Here is a 20,625-nt window from a genome sequence, read left to right as displayed (position 1 = left end):
GCTACTTTAATATTTTAGCATTGTGAAAGCTAAAAATGGTAATTTTGCTTTCTTGTAACATCATTTTTTTCATAAATTCATCGATTTAAAAAAATTGTCAATCGGAACATATTTAAATCTGGAGCGTGATTGTTATGCTTAATGTTTCAACAACCTATATTTTCCTCCTTTTGTACAACTCGATAATATCACTGCAGACTATAGCAGTTTTTTTAAAGTACCGTAATAAGTCAATCTCAATTACCGGGGCCATCGCATCTTTCACCGTGGGGTTTTACTCTTTTGGATACGCAATGGAACTACTGAACATACTGTCTAACAACTTCGATCAAGCGTTCTTTTGGTACAAAATACAATACTTCGCAATTCCATACTTGCCTGTGCTATGGTATTTCTTTGTTTCAAGCTTTGCAGGTATAAAGATTTCAAAGAGGAAAGTTATACTTTTACTTATAATTCCAATAACAACAACATTATCTGTTTGGACAAACAATTTACATCACTTGTTCTTAAAGGCATATCTTGTCGAAGACAAGTACATAATAAGAGGACCTCTGTATTACTTACATATTTTATATAGTTACGTAGTCTCATTTGCTGCTTATTACATCATTCTAAGAATAGCGCATAAATACAGAACTATCTTTCGCAAGATTACAATCTTACATCTGTTAGCTGCGGTTGTAATACCTGTTATGGCAAGTGCTGTGTACATTATCTTTAATTTGCCAATTGACTTGTTACCTTTCGGATTGATGGTAAGTATAATCATAATACTTTTTGAAGCCCAAAGATTGCACGGGTTTGACTTAGAAAACGAAGTAAAAAGCATAGTATACGAATCTTCAAGAGACTTGATAGTTGTTCTTGATAAAGAAGGATACATAGTCAGCGCAAATGAAAATTTCAAAAGATATGCAAAGGACTTTCTTGGGAATATTGATGTACTGTACAAACCTGCTCAGAATATTCTAAGCGAAGAATGCATTGGAACTATTGAAAAAGGGCAAGGTGTTATTGAAAGGTTTGGCCACTATTTTGAAATATGGACAAGCCCACTGGTTAGCAAGAACGGAAAAAAGAATGGTACTGTGGTATTTTTCCATGACATAACAGACATAAAACTCTCGGAACGAGCCAGGATGATTGAAAATGAACGCTACAAAACACTATTCGAATTTGCCCCCGTCGGCATACTCTTAGAAGACGAGGAAGGTAATATCATCGATGTTAATCCCGAATTCTGTAAGATAAACGGGAAGACTAAGGAAGAACTTATAGGTCGGAATGTTACGATCCTTGCCCCAAAAGAAGACACTGAAAGAGTCAGAAAAAATATCCAGGAAATACTTTCAGGAAAAAAATTGATTCATACGGTGAGAAACGTCGGGAAACGCGGTGAGATCAAATACATAGAACTTTACGAAACAAGTATCATTCTGCCAAACGGGAGAAAGGGAATACTGTCGATACAAAAAGACATCACCAAACAAAAAGTTGCGCAAGAGGTAATAAGAAAACTTGCAAAATACCAACAGATAATTGTAAACCTGGCTATAAACTTTATAAATTTACCAGTTGAAAAGCTTGATGAGGAAATTTCAAGGGCCATAGAACTTGTTGCAAAAGAACTCAATGTATCAAGAATGAGAGTCTACAAGTTTGTTAAAGACAAAGATTCATTCACTTCTATCAATCCCTGGTTCTACTCATCTAATCCAAATGAATCTTCCAAAGTTGAGATTGATCTTCAAAAAGTAAGAGGTCCCGAGCTCGATAATCTCATGAGAGGTAAACAATTTGTAATAACAAAACAAAGCACGCAGAACCAGCTAATTCTAAGCCTTCTTGGGGAAAATTATTCGGCACTTATTACTCCAATAAAACTGGAAAACGAAGTTATTGGTTTTGTAAGTGCCGCTCTTAAAGAAAGGAGAGCTTGGCACCCGGTTGAAAAGAATATTTTCACACTCTTGGCTTCTCTCATCGCCAACATCGAATCAAAGAAACGGTACGAACAAGAACTGATACTCGCAAAAAAATTAGCAGAGGAGGCAAGTGTAGCAAAGAGCAATTTCCTTGCAAACATGAGCCATGAAATTAGAACCCCTTTAAACGGTATAGTTGGATTCGCCAACCTTCTTGCAGAAACCGAACTTGATGAAAAACAAAGAAAATACCTCTCAACGATACTAAAATCAACAGAAGTTTTGCTTGGAGTGATCAATGACATACTGGACCTAGCGAAGATCGAAAGTGGAAGATTACAACTTGAATTCATCGAGTCGAACCTTAAAGCCGAACTCCAAAGTTCGCTCATGTTATACGAAGCAAAAGCAAAAGAGAAAAACGTTGATTACGAAATTTACATAGACCAAAGTATCTCTGATTGTTTAATTTTCGACAGTGTTAGACTCCAACAAGTGTTGTTCAACTTGATCAACAACGCCATCAAATTCACACCTGCAGGAGGGTTAGTATCCGTTCGTATAGAAAAAGTGGGAGAAGATGACGACTACCAGTACATAAAGTTCTCGGTAAAAGATACGGGAATAGGTATTCCAAAAGAAAAGCTCGAAAAGATATTCGAACCCTTTGAGCAGTCAGATGTTTCAATTACAAGAAAGTACGGAGGAACTGGGCTGGGACTTTCTATTAGCAAACAACTTGTAGAACTGATGGATTCAAAGATCAACGTCGAGAGTGAAGAAGGAAAAGGGAGCAATTTCTATTTCACACTCAAATTAAAAAAGTGTTCAAAAGTTCCAGCTAAAGAGAGAAAGAAACCTTCTGAAATTAAAAAATACAAAGCAAAAGTCTTGATCGCAGAAGGTTTCGAGGTAAACAGACTACTCATGACAGAGGTACTCAAAAAGTTCGGTATAGAACCTGAATTTGCTTTTAATGGAAAGGAAGCTATGGAGAAGGCTTTGAAAAACAATTACGACTTGATCTTTATGGACATACTTATGCCGGAAATGGATGGTATAGAAGCTACTAAACGGATAAGGCAGTTTAACCTGAAAGTTCCAATAGTGGCTCTAACTGCACATGCAATGAAGAATATAAAAGATGAAGTCCTCGCAGCTGGAATGAACGATTATGTCGTCAAACCGATAAAGCTTGAAGAAATAGAGAGTGTTCTTGAAACGTACTGTGGCCATTTAGTTGAAAAACCAGAGGACTCAGAAACTTTAAAAAGCGGTGACCAAGCTGTTTCGGTCGAAACTGAAGGTAAAAAAGCTGAAAAAAGGCAAGATATAACACAAGATACAATCGGATCACATATAGCAAAACTAAAGGAAGAGCTAGCAACAGCTGAAAAAGAATACGGTTTAACTCCAGAATTCGAAAAAGAACTGCTTGCGATGTTTGTAACCTCTTCGAAAGATTCACTAAGCAAAATTATCTCAGCATTATCCATGGGAGATTTTGAAACCATCCAACGAGAAGCTCACAGCATCAAAGGTGCCGCACGTTCACTTGGCTTTGCAGAAATAGGAGAACTCGCAAAGGCTATCGAATACGCTGCACGTGATAAAAATGCTGAATTCAATTACCTTGAACAAGTCGAAAAGCTTTCTCAAGAAATCGCCTTTGTTGAAAGATTATTCGAAGAAAAGTTCAAAAGCTGAAAAATTCAAAGTTCAGCAATGTCCGATGAAATTTATGACATCCTCATCGAAGTTTCTCAACGAATTTGTAAGTACTTCGAGTCTTCTTATCGTTTCCTCCACATCCCTTGCGGCAAATCCATTTCCGCAAGGGATATTTGTACCATTTAAAGCCAGCTTAGCTGAATTCAGTGCCATCTGGGTGCCAATACTTGCTTTTAATGAACAGCTTCTTTTCGCTCCATCACACGTCATACCAAACAACGTAGCAAGTACGTTGTTGATGGCATTCTTAATCTGCTCATAGCTACCATCGTTCAAGAATACAATTCCAGCTGATGCACCTGCTGAAGCTATACTACCAGCCCCGCATATTGGAGTTAACGTACCCGTATAAGCCTTCACATAAATCGTTACAAGTATACTCAGTAAAACCGCTTTTTCTTTCTTTTCCTGCGATACGCCAAGATCATCTGCAACTTTCGATACTGGTACGATACAAGAAATACCCTGATTACCACTACCAGCCACCGTCATGACAGGGAGTAGTGCTCCACTCATTCGCTGATCGACACCTGCGGCAACATACCGCGGTATACCATCTAAGACTCTCCCGAAATTCCCATCCGTATTCAATCCAATTTCTGAAATCTCTATGTTATATTCAGTCGCCTTCCTGACAAGTTCCAAAACATCTTCATCAGGTTTTTGAACATAATCAAATATCTCATTGAGTGTGACAGCTTTTGCTCCTTCTTTTTTAAAATTCACGCTCGATTGTGTGTTCAGTATTTCATTCCCGTCAACAACTATTCTGCTCACGTTATCATGACTATCTGTTATCTCCACAAGTACCTCGTTATCTCCTACAACTTTTGTTTTAATATGCAAACGTATCTCGTTTTCGTATTTCACGCTGACTTTATCCTTCATCTCGTAAGCTTTAGAAACTATCTCACCAGTGACATTTTTGAAAACCTCTAATCCGAACTCGGATTTGCCAATCAAATACGCCAGCGCGGCTGCAATTTCAAAACCGTGCAGATGCGTTCCCGGGATACCAACCTCTAAACCGTTCTTGTAGGTATTTCTATCCATCAAAATCTCTATCCTATTCAGTTCCCCTTTTAGATAATCCTTCGCAATGGCCACAGAAAGCCCGACAGCTACCGGCTCTGTGCAACCGTACGAAAGTTTCACATTATCGAAAAATATATCCCTGATTATTTTTCTAATCTTCCCTACTGCGATTGGTTCTTCAAATACTGCCACATTGAACACCACCTTTTGAAAATCTGTAGAAATCTCATTCTACGAAAATTCTACAGCAAAGTTTTTTATAAATCTATCACATTTTACCCTATTTTCTTGCTGAAAAAGATAAGCATCGGACAAACCATCGGTGTTTCTTATTTTTCCTAATTCTCACTTAATTATACTTTGTGCGAACTTAATCACCTCACAACTTTCCTCACCGCGCCCCATCGTAAAAACATGTATTCCGGGTGCTCCGTACTCGATAAGCTTTTCAACAAGTTCTACTGTGAAACTTATCCCTATTCTAAACTCTTCTTCTTTTGTTTTTGCATTATCAATTGCCTCAACCAATTTTTGAGGTATGTTTACGAAAAACTTCTTCGGGATGTTGAAGACAGAGCTTTTGCTAACAACAGGTTTAATTCCTGGAATTATTGGAACATCTATCCCCACCATTCTGCAACGTTCAACGAAGCTTCTATAGACTTCTGCATCGAAGACCATCTGAGTGATAATATAGTCTGCACCAGCATCCACTTTTTGTTTGAGGAATTTCAAATCGGTCTCTGCATTCGGTGATTCGTAGTGCTTTTCCGGATAACCTGCCACACCGATACAAAAATTCGTAGGTTTCGCTTTCGTGTACAAGTACTTTCCGCTGTTCAAATCCCTTATCTGCTGCACCAAGTCAACTGCGTATCTGTAATCTCCTTTCGTATAACTTCCGTTGTTTTGGTCGGTTTCCCCGCGAATAACAAACACATTATCTACGCCCATTATATCAAGGTCGATCAAGGTATCTTCCATTTCAAATTTATTCATTCCAACACATACAAGATGTGGAACGACATCGATTTTGTACCTATTCATAAGTGCTGCAGTCAAACCGATCGTTCCAGGCCTTTTGACCTTCTGCACTTTGATTATCCTATCTTCGTGCTCAATGTAGTCCACCGCCACAGGATGTCTTGTTATGTTTATGAAAGAGATATCGTATTTCATGAGCTTATCCAAGCTCTTGTAGATGTTCTCAACATTTTCCCCACGCTTTGGTGGTATTATTTCTATCGATATGATTCTCTTTTCTTTGACTATTTCAGAAACCTTCAACTTCCCCACCTCCATTTCTCACACTTACAGTTTTAAATTGAAAGCTTTACGTTTCCATAAGCAAACAATTTCTTGTCAACAACAAACAACACACCAAGTATGTAACGTTCTCTATCAACGTCTTTCCTCACAAATTCTAAGACTTTTTCAAGGTCATCCTCGCTTTTTATCAAATTCCCGTATTTTGTTGCAAACGCATCGGCATACGTGCTACTTTTGGCAATCACACACGCAGCATCGGCATTTCCGAAACTAATCGAATGTCCTATCTTCCCAGATGACGTGCACACACCGTATTCGCCCGGTTCCAAAGCTATGGAAAGCTTGTTGAATTCGCTCTCAAAATTTGCGAAGATGCCAACGTTTACCGGCCTGCGCACGTTTATGTAAATATCTCCCCCGTTTTCGACAATGACTTCCTCGCAGTGGTGCAGGTTTAGAAGATAATTTCCTACAGATTCTGCAAACGCACCGGCAACTGCGGCCATAGGACCAACTTCTGCCAATTTCGTAGCTTCGCACATGGAACGGGCAATATCTGGAATATTTAAAGCAACGATATCTACAGGCTTAAAAGATTCGAAGAATTCCTTGCTTATCGCTCTTAATTCTTCAAGTTCTTCGTAGTGCTTTTTAACTAAATCGTAGACACCATCAAGCATTTCCAGTGTAAACTTATCAGTTGCAATTGCTAAATCGGTGTATTTGTAACGCACGTAAAATCTATCAAAGTTTTCAGAATAATAATCTCTGTAAAATCTTTTCACGACGTTGAGCTTTCTTTGGCTAAGTAAAATATCGAAACGTTCGCCATACCCGTTGTATTGTCTTCCACATCGGTTGTAGTCATTCTGCTTCATCGTATGTCCCCCGCTCGCAAAATTAAAAGTCCTCAACATCAATATGGCATTTCAAACTTCAAGTCTGATTTTTCATCTGGGAGTCTCAAACCAACAGGACAGGTATCGGTGCAGAGCATACAGTACACACACTTTGACTCATCAAATTTAACTTTGTCTTCGTCCCAGTAAAGAGCTCCATAGTTGCATACTGAAATACACGCACCACAGTTGACACATTCTTTGTGTTCGCTGAGTTTCTCCTTTGGGTGCGACGTTCCTCTAACGTACTCAACCTTTTCATCCTCCGATTGAAGAGCGATTTGAGTAACTTTAGAAAGGCTTTTCAAAGTCCGTTCCTCATCGAGCATAGCCGCCGGATTTGTCAAGAAGAACCTGCCAGCCAATATCCACTCTTTCAGAATGTTTGCTATTTCTCTTGCCTTTTGTAAACTGGAAAGGGAAGTTGTTCTAACCTCTTTCCCGTTGATTTTAACCTTTCCTGACCTCAGTTGTGCATAGCTCGCTACTCCAACGGTAGGTTTCTCTAACTTCGCATAATCTTTAATCTCCGTGTGAATTTCCTCATTGGAAAGACTGACGTAGAACGCTATCTCCTCGTTAAGAACAGGTATAGGTACTCCTACACCAACAAATAGTGTCACCCCGTAGTTTTTAAAATACGCACCTTTCACAAATCTCGGTTCCATCTTCTTAGCGTCTCCTATCAATGCAAGTGTGCGAGCTGGAGCAAGAGGGACACCATTGTCATTTTCTCGAACGTTGGATCTAAACTGTGTTCCGTACCAGGAAACGTATCCAACTCCTCCGCCGAGAAATATCCTTGTTCCTATACCTATCGTCTTCATCTTCGGGTCCTTGAGCAATGGACTGAGTTCTCCGGAAGTTGAGTAGTTCACATTCCCGTAGTTTGGTAACAACTTGCCCATGTATGTATAAAGCACTTTACCAGAGCTGTTAGTAGCTGCTGCGTAGTTTTGGTAAGCGTTTCTCGGATTAAAAAGGAAGAAATCGTTGATCATATCCTTATTGATGTACCCTCTAAAATTCTTGCCCGGATAACAATCCGTACCTTTTCCATACGCTTCAAGCAATAGGTCTTCCCCTCTTATCAACATTTCAATTACGTGCCCACCACCAAATGTCTTATCAAAATCCGACTCCTGAGTCGCACCTATGAACCCGTCAACAGCGGCAAGTCCACCATACACTTCTACACCAGCCAGCTTTATTTTTTCCATACGCATAGCAGGCATCGTATGTCCAAAGTTTATAAACGCTCCGCTGGAACACATGGGGGCAAATGTTCCTGTTGTTACCACATCCACTTTCCTTGCAACTTCTTTAACCCCTTCTTCTTTTGCCATTCTTACAACTTCTTCTGCAGTTAGAACCACAGCCTCTCCTCTTTCAATCTTCTTGTTAATTTCCTCAATCGTCCTCAAATTTTCCAAATCAACCACCCCCATTTCTACTTTTTAAGCTTCCTCAAAAAGTGCTTTGTGAACTTGCTTAACAGCCATCTTCACGTTCTGCGAATCAACCAAGAAATACATTGAAACCTCCGATGCACCTGCAGAAATCATATCAACGTTTATCTCACTCTTAGCCAATGCCCCAAACACCTTTGCTGCAATGCCGTGCGTATCTAGTAAACCGTAACCCACTACGGCAACAAGTGCCTTGTCCGTTCGATAAGAGATATCTTCTATTTCCTTAAGTCTGAGCATCTCCGAGACTCGAAGAACTTCGGGAAGGTCTTTTTTAGAAACTATTAAGTTTATCGCCGTTTGTGAAGTGACAACGAACTTAATGTTCAGACCGGCTTGAGCGATACTCTTTGCAATCTCGCCTAAAACACCAGGTACACGCCCCAAATTTGCGCCGAAGAATTGAACAATCGCTATATCTTCGGTGAACGAAACACTCTTCACACATTTCTCTGTGCGATGTTTTTCTGCAGAAATCTCCGTACAATTTTCCAGACTAAAATTTCCTGAAAAGCTGCAAACGTAAAGTGGTATTGAACGGTTCTTGAGTGGATCAACTGCGTTTGGATGAACTATTTTCGCTCCAAAGTATGAAAGCTCTTCTATCTCATCATAGCTGAGTTTCTCAAGTAACACAGGATTTTCGACAATCTTCGGGTCACCACTGAGAAATCCGTTGACATCTTTGAAAAGAACAACGTACTCGGCATTTAACGCATATGCCAGAACCGTGGCTGTATAATCGCTACCTCCACGCCCCAGAAGGGTTATATCTCTTTCCTTGGACGCACCGTAAAATCCGGGAATTATGGAATGATTACTCTTCCATTCGTTAGGCCTCTTCTCAAACAATTCCTTAGTTGACTCAAGAAGCACCGATGCATTTCCAAACTTTCCGTCTGTAATTATCCATTCTTCCGGACGCCTCAGCTCAAAGCTCAGTCCTCTTCTTCTCAACAAGGTGTGCAATACAAACGCATTAAGCCGCTCACCATAGCTAACTATCAAATCCCTTGCAAAATCAGGCACTTTTCCGAGCAATTTCAAAGCATCAAATACTTTCTCCAGTTCAAAGACCTTGCTTTCTAACTCACTCAATTCTGTTAGATTTGTACTGTCGTTAGACTCTAAAATAGAAGCGTGCAAGTTGTATATTTCTCTCAAGAAATTGTGGATATCTATGCTTTTGAAATTATTAACAGCACCTATCAGTTTATCTGTAATACCGTAAGCAGCACTGACAACTACCACTAAAGTCTTTCCTTTTTCCGACCTGAGTATCTCATTAATCTTCGCTATCACGTCTTCATATCCTTCTGGACTTTTGAAATTTGAACCACCAAACTTAACCACAACGAATCCTTCATTCTCTCTCATGGAACCGCCTCCTTTGAGAATAAATTCTGGTTATAAAAAAACGGTCGGGTGATTCTCTCACCCGACCGTCCCGTTTTCTTTCCAGCAAACTACGGGCATACCGGACGGTCGGTACGCCACATCATCATAGCCATCATATTTATTGAATTTATAAGCTTAATATTAAAAATTGAGTTATTTCTTCTCGTTTTTCCCATTCTTATTAAATTTCTCCTCTCGACTAATGATTTTCTTTGGCAAAAATTATACACGAAAACCTCCAGATTTCAAGATTGAATTTTTGAAAAATTGTGCTATAAAAAAAGCGTGTTTTGAAAAATTATCTTTAGGTCTAAAGTCACCGAAGATACTTAGGGTGGTGAGTCGAAAGTATGGAAGTTAAGTGGAAGAAGTGGAACGTACGAGGCGTTGTACAGGGAGTAGGATTCAGGCACTTTGTTAAAAATGTTGCACGAGCAATAGGGGTTAAAGGATATGTGAAAAACGAGATGGATGGTAGTGTGACTATCGTTGCTGGAGGTAATCAAGAACAACTGTCCGAACTTTTCAGAAGAATAATGGAAGGAAACGGTTGGAGTTATGTGTCTGATTACGACGAACAAGACTTACCACCGCAGGAATACAAAGATTTCCATGTTGAGTTCTGAGCTCAGAATTTCGCAGTTTTAAAATTTTCCAAAAGAGGAGATGAAAAATCATGAAAGCAGTTTGCTTCGGTCTTCAGTGGGGGGACGAAGGAAAGGGAAAAGTTACGACTTACCTTTCCAAAGATTACGATTACGTCGTTCGATACAGTGGAGGTAGCAATGCGGGTCACACCGTCGAATACGGTGACTTTAAATTAGTTCACCACTTAGTTCCATCTTTTGATGTAAGAACTAAGACTAAAGGATACATCGCAAACGGAGTGGTTGTGGATTTAAAAGTCTTAAACGACGAAATCGATGAGTTGAAGAAGATAGGTTTTGATATCTCAGAAAGAATAAAGATTTCCAGTTTAGCGCACGTCGTTTTACCGGTTCACAAGCTACTTGACGAAAAGTTTGAACTTTCGAAGGGTAGTAAGGCCGTTGGAACAACGAAAAGAGGAATAGGACCTGCCTACGCTGACAAGGTTCACAGAATCGGGCTAAGGCTTGTTGATTTGAAAGATAAAGATGTTGCCCTTGAAAAATTGCAATTCATCAGCGAGCTCTACAAAAATCTCTACTCGATAGAATGGAGCGATTATAATTGCGTTTTTGAAGAGTACGAAAAACTCAAAAACTACGTTGTTTCTCCTCTTGAAATTAAGCTCGAGTTAAACAATTCAAATATTCTGTTTGAAGGCACTCAAGGTGTTTTGCTTGATGTCGACATGGGAAGTTATCCGTACGTTACGGGTACTTACTGTAACGTGACCGGAGTTGAAGCTGGATTAGGGTATCCGGTGAAAATTGACAAACGCATAGGTGTTTTCAAGGCATATCTCACAAGAGTCGGAGAAGGTCCCTTCCCAACCGAACTATTCGGTCAAGAAGCAGAAGAACTGAGAAAAGCTGGAAAAGAATACGGTGCAACAACTGGAAGGCCAAGAAGATGTGGATGGTTGGATTTACCGCTTCTCAAGTACGCTATCGAAATTTCCGATTGCTATGAAATGATAATGACCAAAGCGGATGTTCTATCTGGGATGGAAAAAATAAAAATAGGCATCAGATACAAAATCGGAGGAAAAATGGGAAAGAGTGTGGAAGCGCCTTACGAATTAGACATGCTTAATAAAGTGCATGTAGAATACTTAGAATTTCCTGGCTGGAAGAGTTTAGATGATAAGAATTTTGAAAAATTCGTCAACTTCATCGAATCGGAAACTGGAAGAAAGATAACCTACATATCCACTGGTGCACTTGTCAGCGATATTGTGGAACTTGGATAGCAAAGATAAATAACAGAGGAATTTTTGGTGAGAATGATAAGATGAATAAAGCCGAAGTCAGAATAACTATTAGATTCTTTGGTAGTTTAGTTGACTTAGTTGGAGACAGATATGTAAAAATTGATGCTGGGATTAACCAAACAATCAAAGATTGTATAGAACGCCTCGGTGTTCCGCACACCGAGGTGTATTTTATAACCCTGCGCAAAGACTTTGTTCGCTTTGACAGGATCGTTGAAAATGGCGATACGTACTTTGTTTATCCTGAGTGCAATTTAGACATACCTAAAGAGTACGTTTTAACTCCCAAGTACGCAGGCGTTCCGAAGTTCATCTTGGATATCCACCTTGGAAAACTTGCAAGGCTTCTAAGGATGTTAGGGATAAGTGCAGAGTACGGCATCGTGGAAGATGAGATGATCGTTCAAAAAGCGGTGAGTGAGAATCTCATTATACTGACACGCGACAGAGGTATGCTGAAAAAGAGTGAAGTTGTCTACGGTTATGTTGTAAGATCTGATAAACCTGAGGAACAACTGAGAGAAGTAACACTTAGATACGGCCTTCAAAGGTGGTTTAGACCCTTCACAAGGTGCATGGAGTGTAACGGTGAACTTATAAGTGTTTCAAAGAGTGTTATACTCGATCAATTACCTGAGAAAGTTAAGGAAAATTATGATAAATTCGCAAAATGTTCCAAATGCGGGAAAGTGTACTGGGGTGGAACGCATTATGAAAACATGAACACTTTTATAGAGAAATTCCTGGAAAACCTTTCAAAAGGAAAGTAATTAAGAATTCTTTCCATCATATACCTTCTATCGGTTTACTTTTCGCTTTTTGTATTGCAAATCATCCTATTAGTTTCAAACTCATGGACATCTCAGAGACTTTTAAAACAATTGTTGATGGATTTAAACTAATGCTTCTTACTTGTACTATTCTTGTCCTTGCGTGGTCTATCGGCAGCGTGACCAAAGATGTTGATCTTTCAGGATTTGTGGTATCTTCAATAAAAGAAGGAACATCTTTTTCATTAGTTCCTGGAATAATTTTCATAGTCGGGGCTCTCATTTCATTTGCTACGGGTACTTCGTGGGGAACTATGGCTATTCTAACGCCGATAGCTATTCCTATTGCCTACAAGCTTGCGGGAGACGCTTGGTTGTCTGTAACGGTAATGTCTGGTGTAGTCTTTGCAGGTTCAATCTTTGGTGATCACTGTTCACCTATATCCGATACGACAGTACTATCTTCCACATTTGCCAGCTGCGATCATATGGATCATGTTAACACACAGTTGCCATATGCAGTTTTCACAGCTTTCGTAAGCTTAATAATGTTCATTCTCTACGGGTCTTTTAAGATATCACCCTTTGTACTGATCTTCATCGGTCTTGTATTGATAATTGCCTTGGCAAGAGTACTCCATGTTTATTCTCTTAGAAGATATCAGTTCTCTGAGAAAACGTATGCAGGATCGTAGGGCTGTTTGAAGTTAGTCTTCTATTAACACGGCCGGGATAGTTTTTTGAATTTCCAAAGATAATTCTATCCTGGCCGTTTTTGTTTACGTTTTATATTTCGAAGAGTCCATTTTTGTGATTACACTAACTTGGATATTTACCACCCCATACCTTAACGATAGGTATATATATAACGTTAAAGTATTTAGTAGTAGTATTATATTATAGGGGTGGTAAATTTGGTAAGTTTACATGGATTTAACACAAAAACGTTGTGTTTATGAATCTTATAGACGTATATTACAACTTACCACCTTTTTGTTACAACTTACCACCCTGGTAAGTTTTTTCAAAAAAATTAGAATTCATGCAGCTAAAAAGGTGGTAAGTTTTTCTAACACCGATGGATAAAAGGGATAAGTACAATTAGGTAAGCCTAAAAGCTGTGAAATTTTTCACTATTGGTAAATTTGGTAAGTTTCTTATTGCGAACGGTTCTCAATAATCTATAAGTAGATAGCTAAATTTGTTTTCTACAAGATACAGTGGTAAAAAACTTACCAGAGGCGGTAAAAACTTACCAGAAACTTACCAAAAACTTACCACTAATCAATAAGTTGTGGTCGAGTTTTTACCACGAACAATATGTAGTATGAAAATTTGCTATGTTTTTTCTTGCGCGGGCTGTTAGTTTTGGCTAAAAAAGTTGTGATGATAAATGATGTAAACAAAGGCGGTTCACTTGATGGTTGGAAGTTCAATCTTATCTGTACATCCGGCAAGCCAATATTTGGTATGTAGAGACGGATATTTCGGTACAGTTTACATATCTTGTGGAGCTACAAACTAGAGCTGTCGATTTGATTTTCTAAGTAGAAAATTAATTCGACATGATGGGGCTAGGTTACAAAACTTTTGGTGTTCATTTTTCGAAATTTTATTGTATAATTAATCTGGTTTGATAGTTAAGATTTTTGTCAGGTAACTGATAATCGAAAGGTGAAAATATGTCTAAAAAGTTTATAAGAATCTTGTTCTATGGTATGACACTGCTGAGTGTTTTGATGTTGTTATTCACCTATAAATATGTGAAAGCAATAAAGAATGCCCCCCTTGTAACGATAGAAGGTTTAAGGGGGAATTATGTGCTTAACGGATCTGTTTACAACAATCAGCGACCTTTAGACGTTGGTAGATACGTTGTTTTTGGGGAAAGTGTCCTACGACTTTACGGTAATCGGGTAAAGGTTGTTAAAATACCGTGCTTCGAGGTGGAAGTTATATGGGAAAAGTGAAAATTGTCGAACCGGTTAATTTAGTTATATTTATTTTTTCTGCTCAGCTTGATTATTGGTTTGAAGTTGTGAAACCGGATTTGATAGCACTTTTCGGACCGATAGACTACATCAGCCCGGAGCTGGACTTTGAGAAATATACGCTCTATTACAACGAAGAAATGGGCTCCGGAATAACAGGGAGGTTAATCAGCTTTGAGAGGTTGATTCATCCATCACTGCTGGCTTCGATAAAGGTTAAAACAAACGAATTGGAAGCTAAGCATGCAGTGGAAGGGAACAGGAGGTTCAACCTCGACCCTGGCTATATCCACCATATGCAGTTCGTTTTGGCAACCACCAAAATGTGGCCTCACAGGATATATATAGGTCAAGGGATATACGCAGAACCAACATTAATGTACATAAACGGTAAGTGGAAAGACTATGATTTTACTTACCCGAATTACAAAGAAGAGGTCTACAAAGCGGAACTTTCAAAAATTAGAGACCTGTATTTAGAGAAAAGGAAGGAATACCTAAAAAGCATCATGCGAACTGTTCGAGGTAAAGAATGTAAGGAACGAGGAGGGCGGAATTCTTGAAGTTATACATCGTTGTTTTGGGATGTCCCAAGAATGAGGCAGATTTTTCGTTGTTCAAGCACCACATTCGACAACTTGGACACGAAATTGTGGATGATTTAGATGAAGCAGACGGAGTAGTTGTTGATACGTGTGGGTTTATATTAGATGCCAAACAAGAGTCGATTGATACGGTTTTGGAGTTTGTTGAGCACAAAAAGAAGCTTGAGAAAGAAGGGAAGGATTTCAAAATCTTTGTTACTGGATGTCTGGTTCAAAGGTACCCTAAAGATTTGCCAGTGGAAATTCCGGAAGTTGACGGATGGTTTGGAGTTTTGCCACCCAAGGTTCTGGCAGATAACCTAGAAAAAACAAAAAAGTACATAACGGATCCTATAGCGGTATACGATTTTGAGGGAAGGGTTGATGACGACCTTCCGTACGCGTACGTAAAGATAGCCGATGGTTGTGATCGTGCATGTACGTTTTGTACCATACCAAAATTCAAGGGGGGTTTTGTAAGCAGAAAAATTGAAGACATAGTCAGAGAGGTTGAATACTTGGTTTCAGAAGGTAAGAAAGAGATTATCTTGGTAGCACAGGATACAACGGGATACGGGGTTGATCTGTACGGGAAGCCCATGCTTCCAGAGTTACTCAAGAGGTTAAACGAAGTACCTGGAGAATTTTGGATCAGGGTTATGTACATGCACCCAGATCACGTAACGGACGAAATCCTTGCTGGGTTTTCTCATGAAAAAGTACTCAAGTATTTCGACATCCCAGTCCAACACGGTAGTGCGAAGATTTTAAAACTGATGAACAGAACGAAAACACCTGAAGAACTCGAGAGATTGTTTGAGAAAATTAGGGAAATGTACCCTGAAGCTGTGCTTAGAACGTCGATAATTATAGGTTTTCCCGGAGAAACGGCCAAGGATTTTGAGGAACTTCTGGAGTTCATAAGGCGTATTGAATTTGACAAGCTCGGGGCCTTTATCTACTCAGACGAAGAAGATGCACCATCGTACAAATTGTCGCACAAAGTTCGACTTTCAACGGCTCAAAAAAGGTTGGACCAACTAATGGAAGCACAAGCGGAGATTTCGCTGCTTAGAAATCAAAGGTACGTGGGAAAAGTTATCAATGTGTTAATTGATGAAGAAGCAAGTGGCGTGCTTATAGGACGTGGGTACATGGATGCTCCCGAAATCGATGGTAACGTCTTTTTCAAAGGCAGCAACAAGAAAGGGTTTGTGAAAGTGAAAATTACAGAAGCTGATACATACGACCTGGAGGGAGAACTGGTTTGAGTACTTCTCAAAAGGATTCAAAAAATGCACACGGCAACGTTATTTTTAATTTGCCAAACACGATAAGCTGGTTGAGAATTCTTTCAACAATTCCAATCGTACTTTTAATGTACCTGGATAACTACATTTGGGCTTTTTTGCTCTTTCTACTCGCTGCTCTCAGTGATTATATAGACGGTTACTTCGCTAGAAAGTTGGGGCAAGTCACAAAGCTTGGCAAGGTGCTCGATCAAATGAGCGATAAGATTTTGATAACATCGATTTTTGTTGTTTTTGTAGAGGTTGGAATGCTTCCAGGCTGGTTAGTTGTTATTTTGGTTTTCCGTGACACCTTGGTTAGTATGGTGCGTATGATTGCATCGGAGGCTGGGAACATCATAGCTGCAAACATATTTGGAAAGATGAAAACGGTCTCTCAGATGATTTTGGCAATAAGTCTTTTCTTAGAAAAGCTGAGTTTTTTTCAACTGGAACGTCTGCTTGATAAGGCAAATACGATTTTGATATACTTCGTAGCTTTTGTTACCGTAATATCTGGTGTGCTCTATACCTACCAGAACCGAGAATATCTGAACCGATGAGTGTGTTTTGAAAAAGGTCCACATACTTATTTAGAAACTTGGAGGGGTCTACTGTGAGGACGTTCATAGCTATAGACATAAATCCGGAGATACGAGAAGTAGGACAGGAAATCATTGACAAACTCGCTTCTATAGGATTCAAAGCCACGTGGACAAAACCAGAAAATCTTCATCTAACATTATTTTTCCTTGGAGAGATGGATGAAAAGGCTGTTGATTCAATGGCCCACGCACTTCAAAAAAGGTTACAAGGTTTTCCTTCGTTTAGCACGAGTTTGTCAGGTTTTGGTTATTTTAAATTCAAACATTCACCGAGGGTGCTGTTTTTGAAGCTTGAACCCACGAAGTCTTTGCAGAGGTTGTTCCTTGAAATGAAGTCTGAACTCAACAAGAACAAGATCAAATACGATGAACAAGGGAACTTTGTTCCACACGTTACGTTGGGCAGGGTAAAGGAATATCCGAACGATTGGGAGAAGCTCGTTGAAGATATCCAAACGCCGAAGATAACACTCGTAGTTGACGGGGTAACCATTTACAGCTCTACATTAACACCACAGGGTCCCATTTACAAATGGGTATATAAACTGAAATTTGAGGGAGGTTTGATGAAGAATGTCAGATGAAATGAAAAAAGATGTACTTAAGAAGGCCATTAGCAAAATTGAAAAGCAGTACGGTAAGGGCTCCATAATGATTCTGGGCGATGAAAACCTCGTCCAGAGCATAGAAGTTGTTCCCAGTGGGTCACTCGCTATCGATATCGCTTCTGGTGTTGGTGGATACCCACGTGGAAGGATTATAGAAATATATGGTCCGGAATCAAGTGGTAAAACCACGATAGCACTACATGCGATTGCTTCCGTCCAAAAACAAGGAGGCATTGCAGCATTTGTCGATGCAGAACACGCGCTCGATTTGAATTACGCAAGAAACCTCGGAATAAACCTTTCCGAACTTCTGATTTCTCAACCGGACTACGGTGAACAAGCACTCGATATAGTCGACGAACTTGTTAGGAGTAACGCGGTGGACCTCATAGTTATAGACTCCGTTGCTGCACTTGTACCGCGTGCTGAAATAGAAGGAGCGATGGGAGATGCACAAATAGGTCTCCAAGCAAGGTTGATGTCACAGGCACTGAGAAAGCTCGCAGGTAATGTCAACAAATCCAAAACCGTAGTTATTTTCATCAACCAAACGCGTATGAAAATAGGCGTTATGTACGGAAACCCGGAAACAACAACTGGAGGAGTCGCATTAAAGTTCTACGCGACGATGAGAATGGAAGTCAGATCTTCCGGAAAGATAGTAGAAGGTAACGAGCACATAGGGAACGAAATAACGATTAAATTTGTTAAGAACAAAGTCGCGCCTCCATTTAAAACAACGACTGTGGATATAATCTATGGAAAAGGTATCGTTCGTGAAAACGAACTATTCAACATCGCAGTTAATGAAGGGCTCATAGACAGGCGCGGTAGTTGGTTTACATACGAAGCTCTTGATGGAAAAGAGCATTCGCTCGGACAAGGAAAGACAAATGCTGTGAGCTATCTTGTTGAACATCCGGAAATAGCAGATGAGATCGAAAAACGGATCCGTGAAAAATACTTTTCTAAACCAGTAGCTGAAGAAACAGAACTTACAGAAGGAACGAAGAATGCGGAGAAAGCGACAAAGTAAATATAAATTTGAAAAATTTGACGAGTTTGATAGATCCGATGTCTACGGCGAGGGATTAGAAAATCAAAATCAATATACCCATAAAGGAGGCTCGAAAAAGAGAGCAAACTATGATCCACTTACCGTTGCGCTGAGATTTATTAAATTCAGGGCTAGGTCTCAGTGGGAAGTAGAAAACAGGCTTAGAAGGGAAGGATTTTCAGAAGACGTTATAAGTCAAACAATAGAAAAACTTAAAGAAAAGGGTTTCATAGATGATGAAAAATTTGCGTACCTTTACGCTTATGACAGCTTGGTGATCCACTACAAGGGCCCTTTTAGAATACGTTACGAACTCAGGCAACTACATGTGGATGAATATATCATAGAAGATGCTATAAAGAAAGTCCTTGAAGAGGTAGACATCCAGGAGATAATTGAAAAACTAACTAAAGGTTTAGACGAACACAAAAAGCGAGAAAAACTATACAGAAATGGTTTCGGAGGTGATTGGTAATGGAGATTTTGATATACATAGTCTTAGCGATAGCAGGTATAGCATTGGGATTCTACCTTGGTAGCACGGTTGGTAGAAAAAAGGCACAGGAAGAGATTGAAAAGAAGCTCAAAGCTGCCAAAGAAGATGCCGAAAGTATAATAAAGAACGCTGAAAAAGAAGCAGCTGAGATAAAGAAAAGAATGATTATCGAAGCGCGTGAAGAAGCGCATCAGATTCGCGAAGAGATAGAAAAAGAAAGAAAAAGAAGAGAAGAAGAAATAAAGCAACTCGAGGAAAGGATTTTAAAGCGTGAGGAATTATTAAGTAAGCGTGAAGAGATGCTCGATAAGCGTGAAAGTTTCGTTGAAAACTTAAAGATAGAGCTGGAAGCAAAAGCGAAAGAAATTGAAGCAAAAGAAAAGGAAATTCAAGATAAGTTTACCAAACTCGCAGGGCTTACACACGAGCAAGCCAGAGAGATCGTGCTCCAAGAAGCCAGGGAAAAATACGAACATGAAATTGCAAAGGTTTTTGTCCAAATTAAGGCAAGGTACGAAGAAGATGCTGAAAAGTACGCAAAAAAGGTTATAGCGGATGCTATACAAAGGTACGCTCCTGAATACACCGGTGAGGTCACTATCAGCACCGTTGCTTTACCTAACGACGATATGAAAGGTCGGTTAATAGGAAGAGAAGGTAGGAATATCAGAACATTTGAAAAGATAACAGGTGTAGATCTCATCATTGACGATACTCCTGAAATGGTGACTTTAAGTTCGTTTAACCCATTGAGAAGAGAAATCGCAAGAAGGACTATAGAAAGATTGGTGCAAGATGGAAGAATTCACCCTGCTAGAATAGAAGAAATGTACGAGAAGGCGAAAGCAGAAGTTGAAAAAGAAATTAAAGAAGCGGGTCAAGAAGCGGTGATTACGGTTGGTGTCGGAGGACTGCATCCAGAAGTCATCAAGTTACTCGGTAGGTTAAAATTCAGGACAAGTTACGGACAGAATGTCTTAAATCACTCAATTGAGGTTGCTCAAATTGCAGGTTTGCTTGCCGCTGAGCTTGGTTTGAATGTGGATAAGGCCAAACGTGGAGGACTGTTGCATGACATAGGTAAGGCTCTTGATCATGAAGTTGAAGGCTCACATACAGTAATTGGTGCGGAAATTTTAAAGAGATACGGTGAATCCGATGAAATTATCAACATGATAATGGCACACCACGGAGAAGAAGAGCCAATTACACCAGAGGCGGCGATAGTTACCGCAGCGGATGCTATCTCTGCTGCAAGACCTGGTGCAAGAAGAGAAGATGTGGAAAGCTACATTAAAAGGTTGATGAAACTCGAAGAGATAGCAAAGAGCTACAAGTACGTTGAAAATGCATACGCGATCCAAGCTGGTAGGGAGATCAGAGTTATCGTCCAGCCGGAAAAAACAGACGATGCAACGATTGAAAAATTGGCGCACGACATTGCAATGAGGATTGAAAACGAACTGCAGTATCCAGGTGTACTGAAGGTGGTTGTGATAAGAGAAAAGCGCTCTATCTCTTACGCTAAGTAAACCAGAATTTAGCTTTGCTTCTGGAGGTTGGTTGAAAATTGAGTGT

18 protein-coding genes are annotated in these 20,625 nt (G+C 39.6%); 13 read left to right on the top strand and 5 right to left on the bottom strand.

The window, feature by feature from the left end; translation table 11 throughout:
• Positions 1-134: 134 nt before the first annotated feature.
• Entirely contained in the window at positions 135-3,635 is a 3,501-nt protein-coding gene (locus tag CBS1_RS05740) for a histidine kinase N-terminal 7TM domain-containing protein (protein ID WP_241685484.1), read from the top strand.
• A gap of 12 nt (positions 3,636-3,647) precedes the next feature.
• On the opposite strand, the gene CBS1_RS05735 is transcribed toward CBS1_RS05740, so the two are convergent.
• The 5 genes from CBS1_RS05735 to CBS1_RS05715 all read right to left on the bottom strand — a co-directional run bounded on the left by CBS1_RS05735 (position 3,648) and on the right by CBS1_RS05715 (position 9,708).
• Positions 3,648-4,841, bottom strand: coding sequence for an L-cysteine desulfidase family protein (locus tag CBS1_RS05735; RefSeq protein WP_090222091.1), 1,194 nt, complete (start codon positions 4,839-4,841; stop codon positions 3,648-3,650).
• A 198-nt stretch (positions 4,842-5,039) separates the two neighbouring features.
• On the bottom strand, positions 5,040-5,990 hold the full coding sequence (locus CBS1_RS05730) for a methylenetetrahydrofolate reductase (protein ID WP_338323348.1): 951 nt from the start codon (positions 5,988-5,990) through the stop codon (positions 5,040-5,042).
• Positions 5,991-6,013: 23 nt separating this feature from the next.
• Positions 6,014-6,841, bottom strand: a complete 828-nt coding sequence (locus CBS1_RS05725; protein WP_052107216.1) for a UPF0280 family protein — start codon at positions 6,839-6,841, stop codon at positions 6,014-6,016.
• A gap of 38 nt (positions 6,842-6,879) precedes the next feature.
• Positions 6,880-8,295, bottom strand: a complete 1,416-nt coding sequence (locus tag CBS1_RS05720) for a homocysteine biosynthesis protein (RefSeq protein WP_236938352.1) — start codon at positions 8,293-8,295, stop codon at positions 6,880-6,882.
• A 24-nt stretch (positions 8,296-8,319) separates the two neighbouring features.
• Positions 8,320-9,708, bottom strand: coding sequence for an aspartate kinase (locus CBS1_RS05715; protein WP_033192196.1), 1,389 nt, complete (start codon positions 9,706-9,708; stop codon positions 8,320-8,322).
• Between the two features lie 371 nt (positions 9,709-10,079).
• On the opposite strand from CBS1_RS05715, the gene CBS1_RS05710 reads away from it, so the two are divergent.
• The 12 genes from CBS1_RS05710 to rny all read left to right on the top strand — a co-directional run bounded on the left by CBS1_RS05710 (position 10,080) and on the right by rny (position 20,579).
• The gene (locus CBS1_RS05710) at positions 10,080-10,355 is read left to right on the top strand and encodes an acylphosphatase (protein ID WP_033192195.1); all 276 of its coding nucleotides are present in this window, start codon (positions 10,080-10,082) and stop codon (positions 10,353-10,355) included.
• A 50-nt stretch (positions 10,356-10,405) separates the two neighbouring features.
• Complete coding sequence (locus CBS1_RS05705) at positions 10,406-11,626, top strand: adenylosuccinate synthase (protein ID WP_090222057.1); 1,221 nt, start codon at positions 10,406-10,408, stop codon at positions 11,624-11,626.
• A gap of 41 nt (positions 11,627-11,667) precedes the next feature.
• Positions 11,668-12,417, top strand: coding sequence for a Mut7-C RNAse domain-containing protein (locus CBS1_RS05700; protein ID WP_090222055.1), 750 nt, complete (start codon positions 11,668-11,670; stop codon positions 12,415-12,417).
• Between the two features lie 83 nt (positions 12,418-12,500).
• On the top strand, positions 12,501-13,112 hold the full coding sequence (locus CBS1_RS05695) for a Na+/H+ antiporter NhaC family protein (protein ID WP_241685482.1): 612 nt from the start codon (positions 12,501-12,503) through the stop codon (positions 13,110-13,112).
• A 987-nt stretch (positions 13,113-14,099) separates the two neighbouring features.
• A complete protein-coding gene (locus CBS1_RS05690) occupies positions 14,100-14,387 on the top strand; it encodes a hypothetical protein (protein WP_090222052.1) in 288 nt (95 codons plus the stop codon).
• On the top strand, positions 14,375-14,971 hold the full coding sequence (locus CBS1_RS05685; RefSeq protein WP_033192191.1) for a DUF4416 family protein: 597 nt from the start codon (positions 14,375-14,377) through the stop codon (positions 14,969-14,971). Before CBS1_RS05690 ends, CBS1_RS05685 begins: the two co-directional genes overlap by 13 nt.
• Positions 14,968-16,263: a 30S ribosomal protein S12 methylthiotransferase RimO gene (gene rimO / locus CBS1_RS05680; protein ID WP_033192190.1), complete on the top strand. Its 1,296-nt coding sequence runs from the start codon at positions 14,968-14,970 to the stop codon at positions 16,261-16,263. The genes CBS1_RS05685 and rimO overlap by 4 nt, the downstream gene beginning before the upstream one ends.
• Positions 16,260-16,844, top strand: coding sequence for a CDP-diacylglycerol--glycerol-3-phosphate 3-phosphatidyltransferase (gene pgsA, locus CBS1_RS05675; protein ID WP_176759476.1), 585 nt, complete (start codon positions 16,260-16,262; stop codon positions 16,842-16,844). The genes rimO and pgsA overlap by 4 nt, the downstream gene beginning before the upstream one ends.
• Positions 16,845-16,897: 53 nt before the next feature.
• Complete coding sequence (thpR, locus tag CBS1_RS05670; RefSeq protein ID WP_033192189.1) at positions 16,898-17,470, top strand: RNA 2',3'-cyclic phosphodiesterase; 573 nt, start codon at positions 16,898-16,900, stop codon at positions 17,468-17,470.
• A complete protein-coding gene (gene recA, locus CBS1_RS05665) occupies positions 17,460-18,530 on the top strand; it encodes a recombinase RecA (protein WP_033192188.1) in 1,071 nt (356 codons plus the stop codon). Before thpR ends, recA begins: the two co-directional genes overlap by 11 nt.
• Positions 18,508-19,026: a regulatory protein RecX gene (locus CBS1_RS05660; RefSeq protein ID WP_052107215.1), complete on the top strand. Its 519-nt coding sequence runs from the start codon at positions 18,508-18,510 to the stop codon at positions 19,024-19,026. Before recA ends, CBS1_RS05660 begins: the two co-directional genes overlap by 23 nt.
• Complete coding sequence (gene rny, locus CBS1_RS05655; RefSeq protein WP_164969246.1) at positions 19,026-20,579, top strand: ribonuclease Y; 1,554 nt, start codon at positions 19,026-19,028, stop codon at positions 20,577-20,579. Before CBS1_RS05660 ends, rny begins: the two co-directional genes overlap by 1 nt.
• Positions 20,580-20,625 lie beyond the last annotated feature (46 nt).

The sequence above is a fragment of the Fervidobacterium changbaicum genome (assembly GCF_004117075.1).
Classification (GTDB): domain Bacteria; phylum Thermotogota; class Thermotogae; order Thermotogales; family Fervidobacteriaceae; genus Fervidobacterium; species Fervidobacterium islandicum.
Note: the sequence above shows the minus strand (reverse complement) of the source record. Positions and strands in the feature narration are given on the sequence as shown.

Bases quoted from the DNA above. Each gene is read 5' to 3' on its own strand.
- CBS1_RS05690 (WP_090222052.1), top strand. From the start codon at position 14,100: ATGTCTAAAAAGTTTATAAGAATCTTGTTCTATGGTATGACACTGCTG.
- CBS1_RS05740 (WP_241685484.1), top strand. From the start codon at position 135: ATGCTTAATGTTTCAACAACCTATATTTTCCTCCTTTTGTACAACTCG.
- CBS1_RS05700 (WP_090222055.1), top strand. From the start codon at position 11,668: ATGAATAAAGCCGAAGTCAGAATAACTATTAGATTCTTTGGTAGTTTA.
- CBS1_RS05695 (WP_241685482.1), top strand. From the start codon at position 12,501: ATGGACATCTCAGAGACTTTTAAAACAATTGTTGATGGATTTAAACTA.
- CBS1_RS05715 (WP_033192196.1), bottom strand. From the start codon at position 9,708: ATGAGAGAGAATGAAGGATTCGTTGTGGTTAAGTTTGGTGGTTCAAAT.
- CBS1_RS05660 (WP_052107215.1), top strand. From the start codon at position 18,508: ATGCGGAGAAAGCGACAAAGTAAATATAAATTTGAAAAATTTGACGAG.
- CBS1_RS05710 (WP_033192195.1), top strand. From the start codon at position 10,080: ATGGAAGTTAAGTGGAAGAAGTGGAACGTACGAGGCGTTGTACAGGGA.
- recA (WP_033192188.1), top strand. From the start codon at position 17,460: ATGTCAGATGAAATGAAAAAAGATGTACTTAAGAAGGCCATTAGCAAA.
- CBS1_RS05705 (WP_090222057.1), top strand. From the start codon at position 10,406: ATGAAAGCAGTTTGCTTCGGTCTTCAGTGGGGGGACGAAGGAAAGGGA.
- rny (WP_164969246.1), top strand. From the start codon at position 19,026: ATGGAGATTTTGATATACATAGTCTTAGCGATAGCAGGTATAGCATTG.
- CBS1_RS05725 (WP_052107216.1), bottom strand. From the start codon at position 6,841: ATGAAGCAGAATGACTACAACCGATGTGGAAGACAATACAACGGGTAT.
- CBS1_RS05685 (WP_033192191.1), top strand. From the start codon at position 14,375: ATGGGAAAAGTGAAAATTGTCGAACCGGTTAATTTAGTTATATTTATT.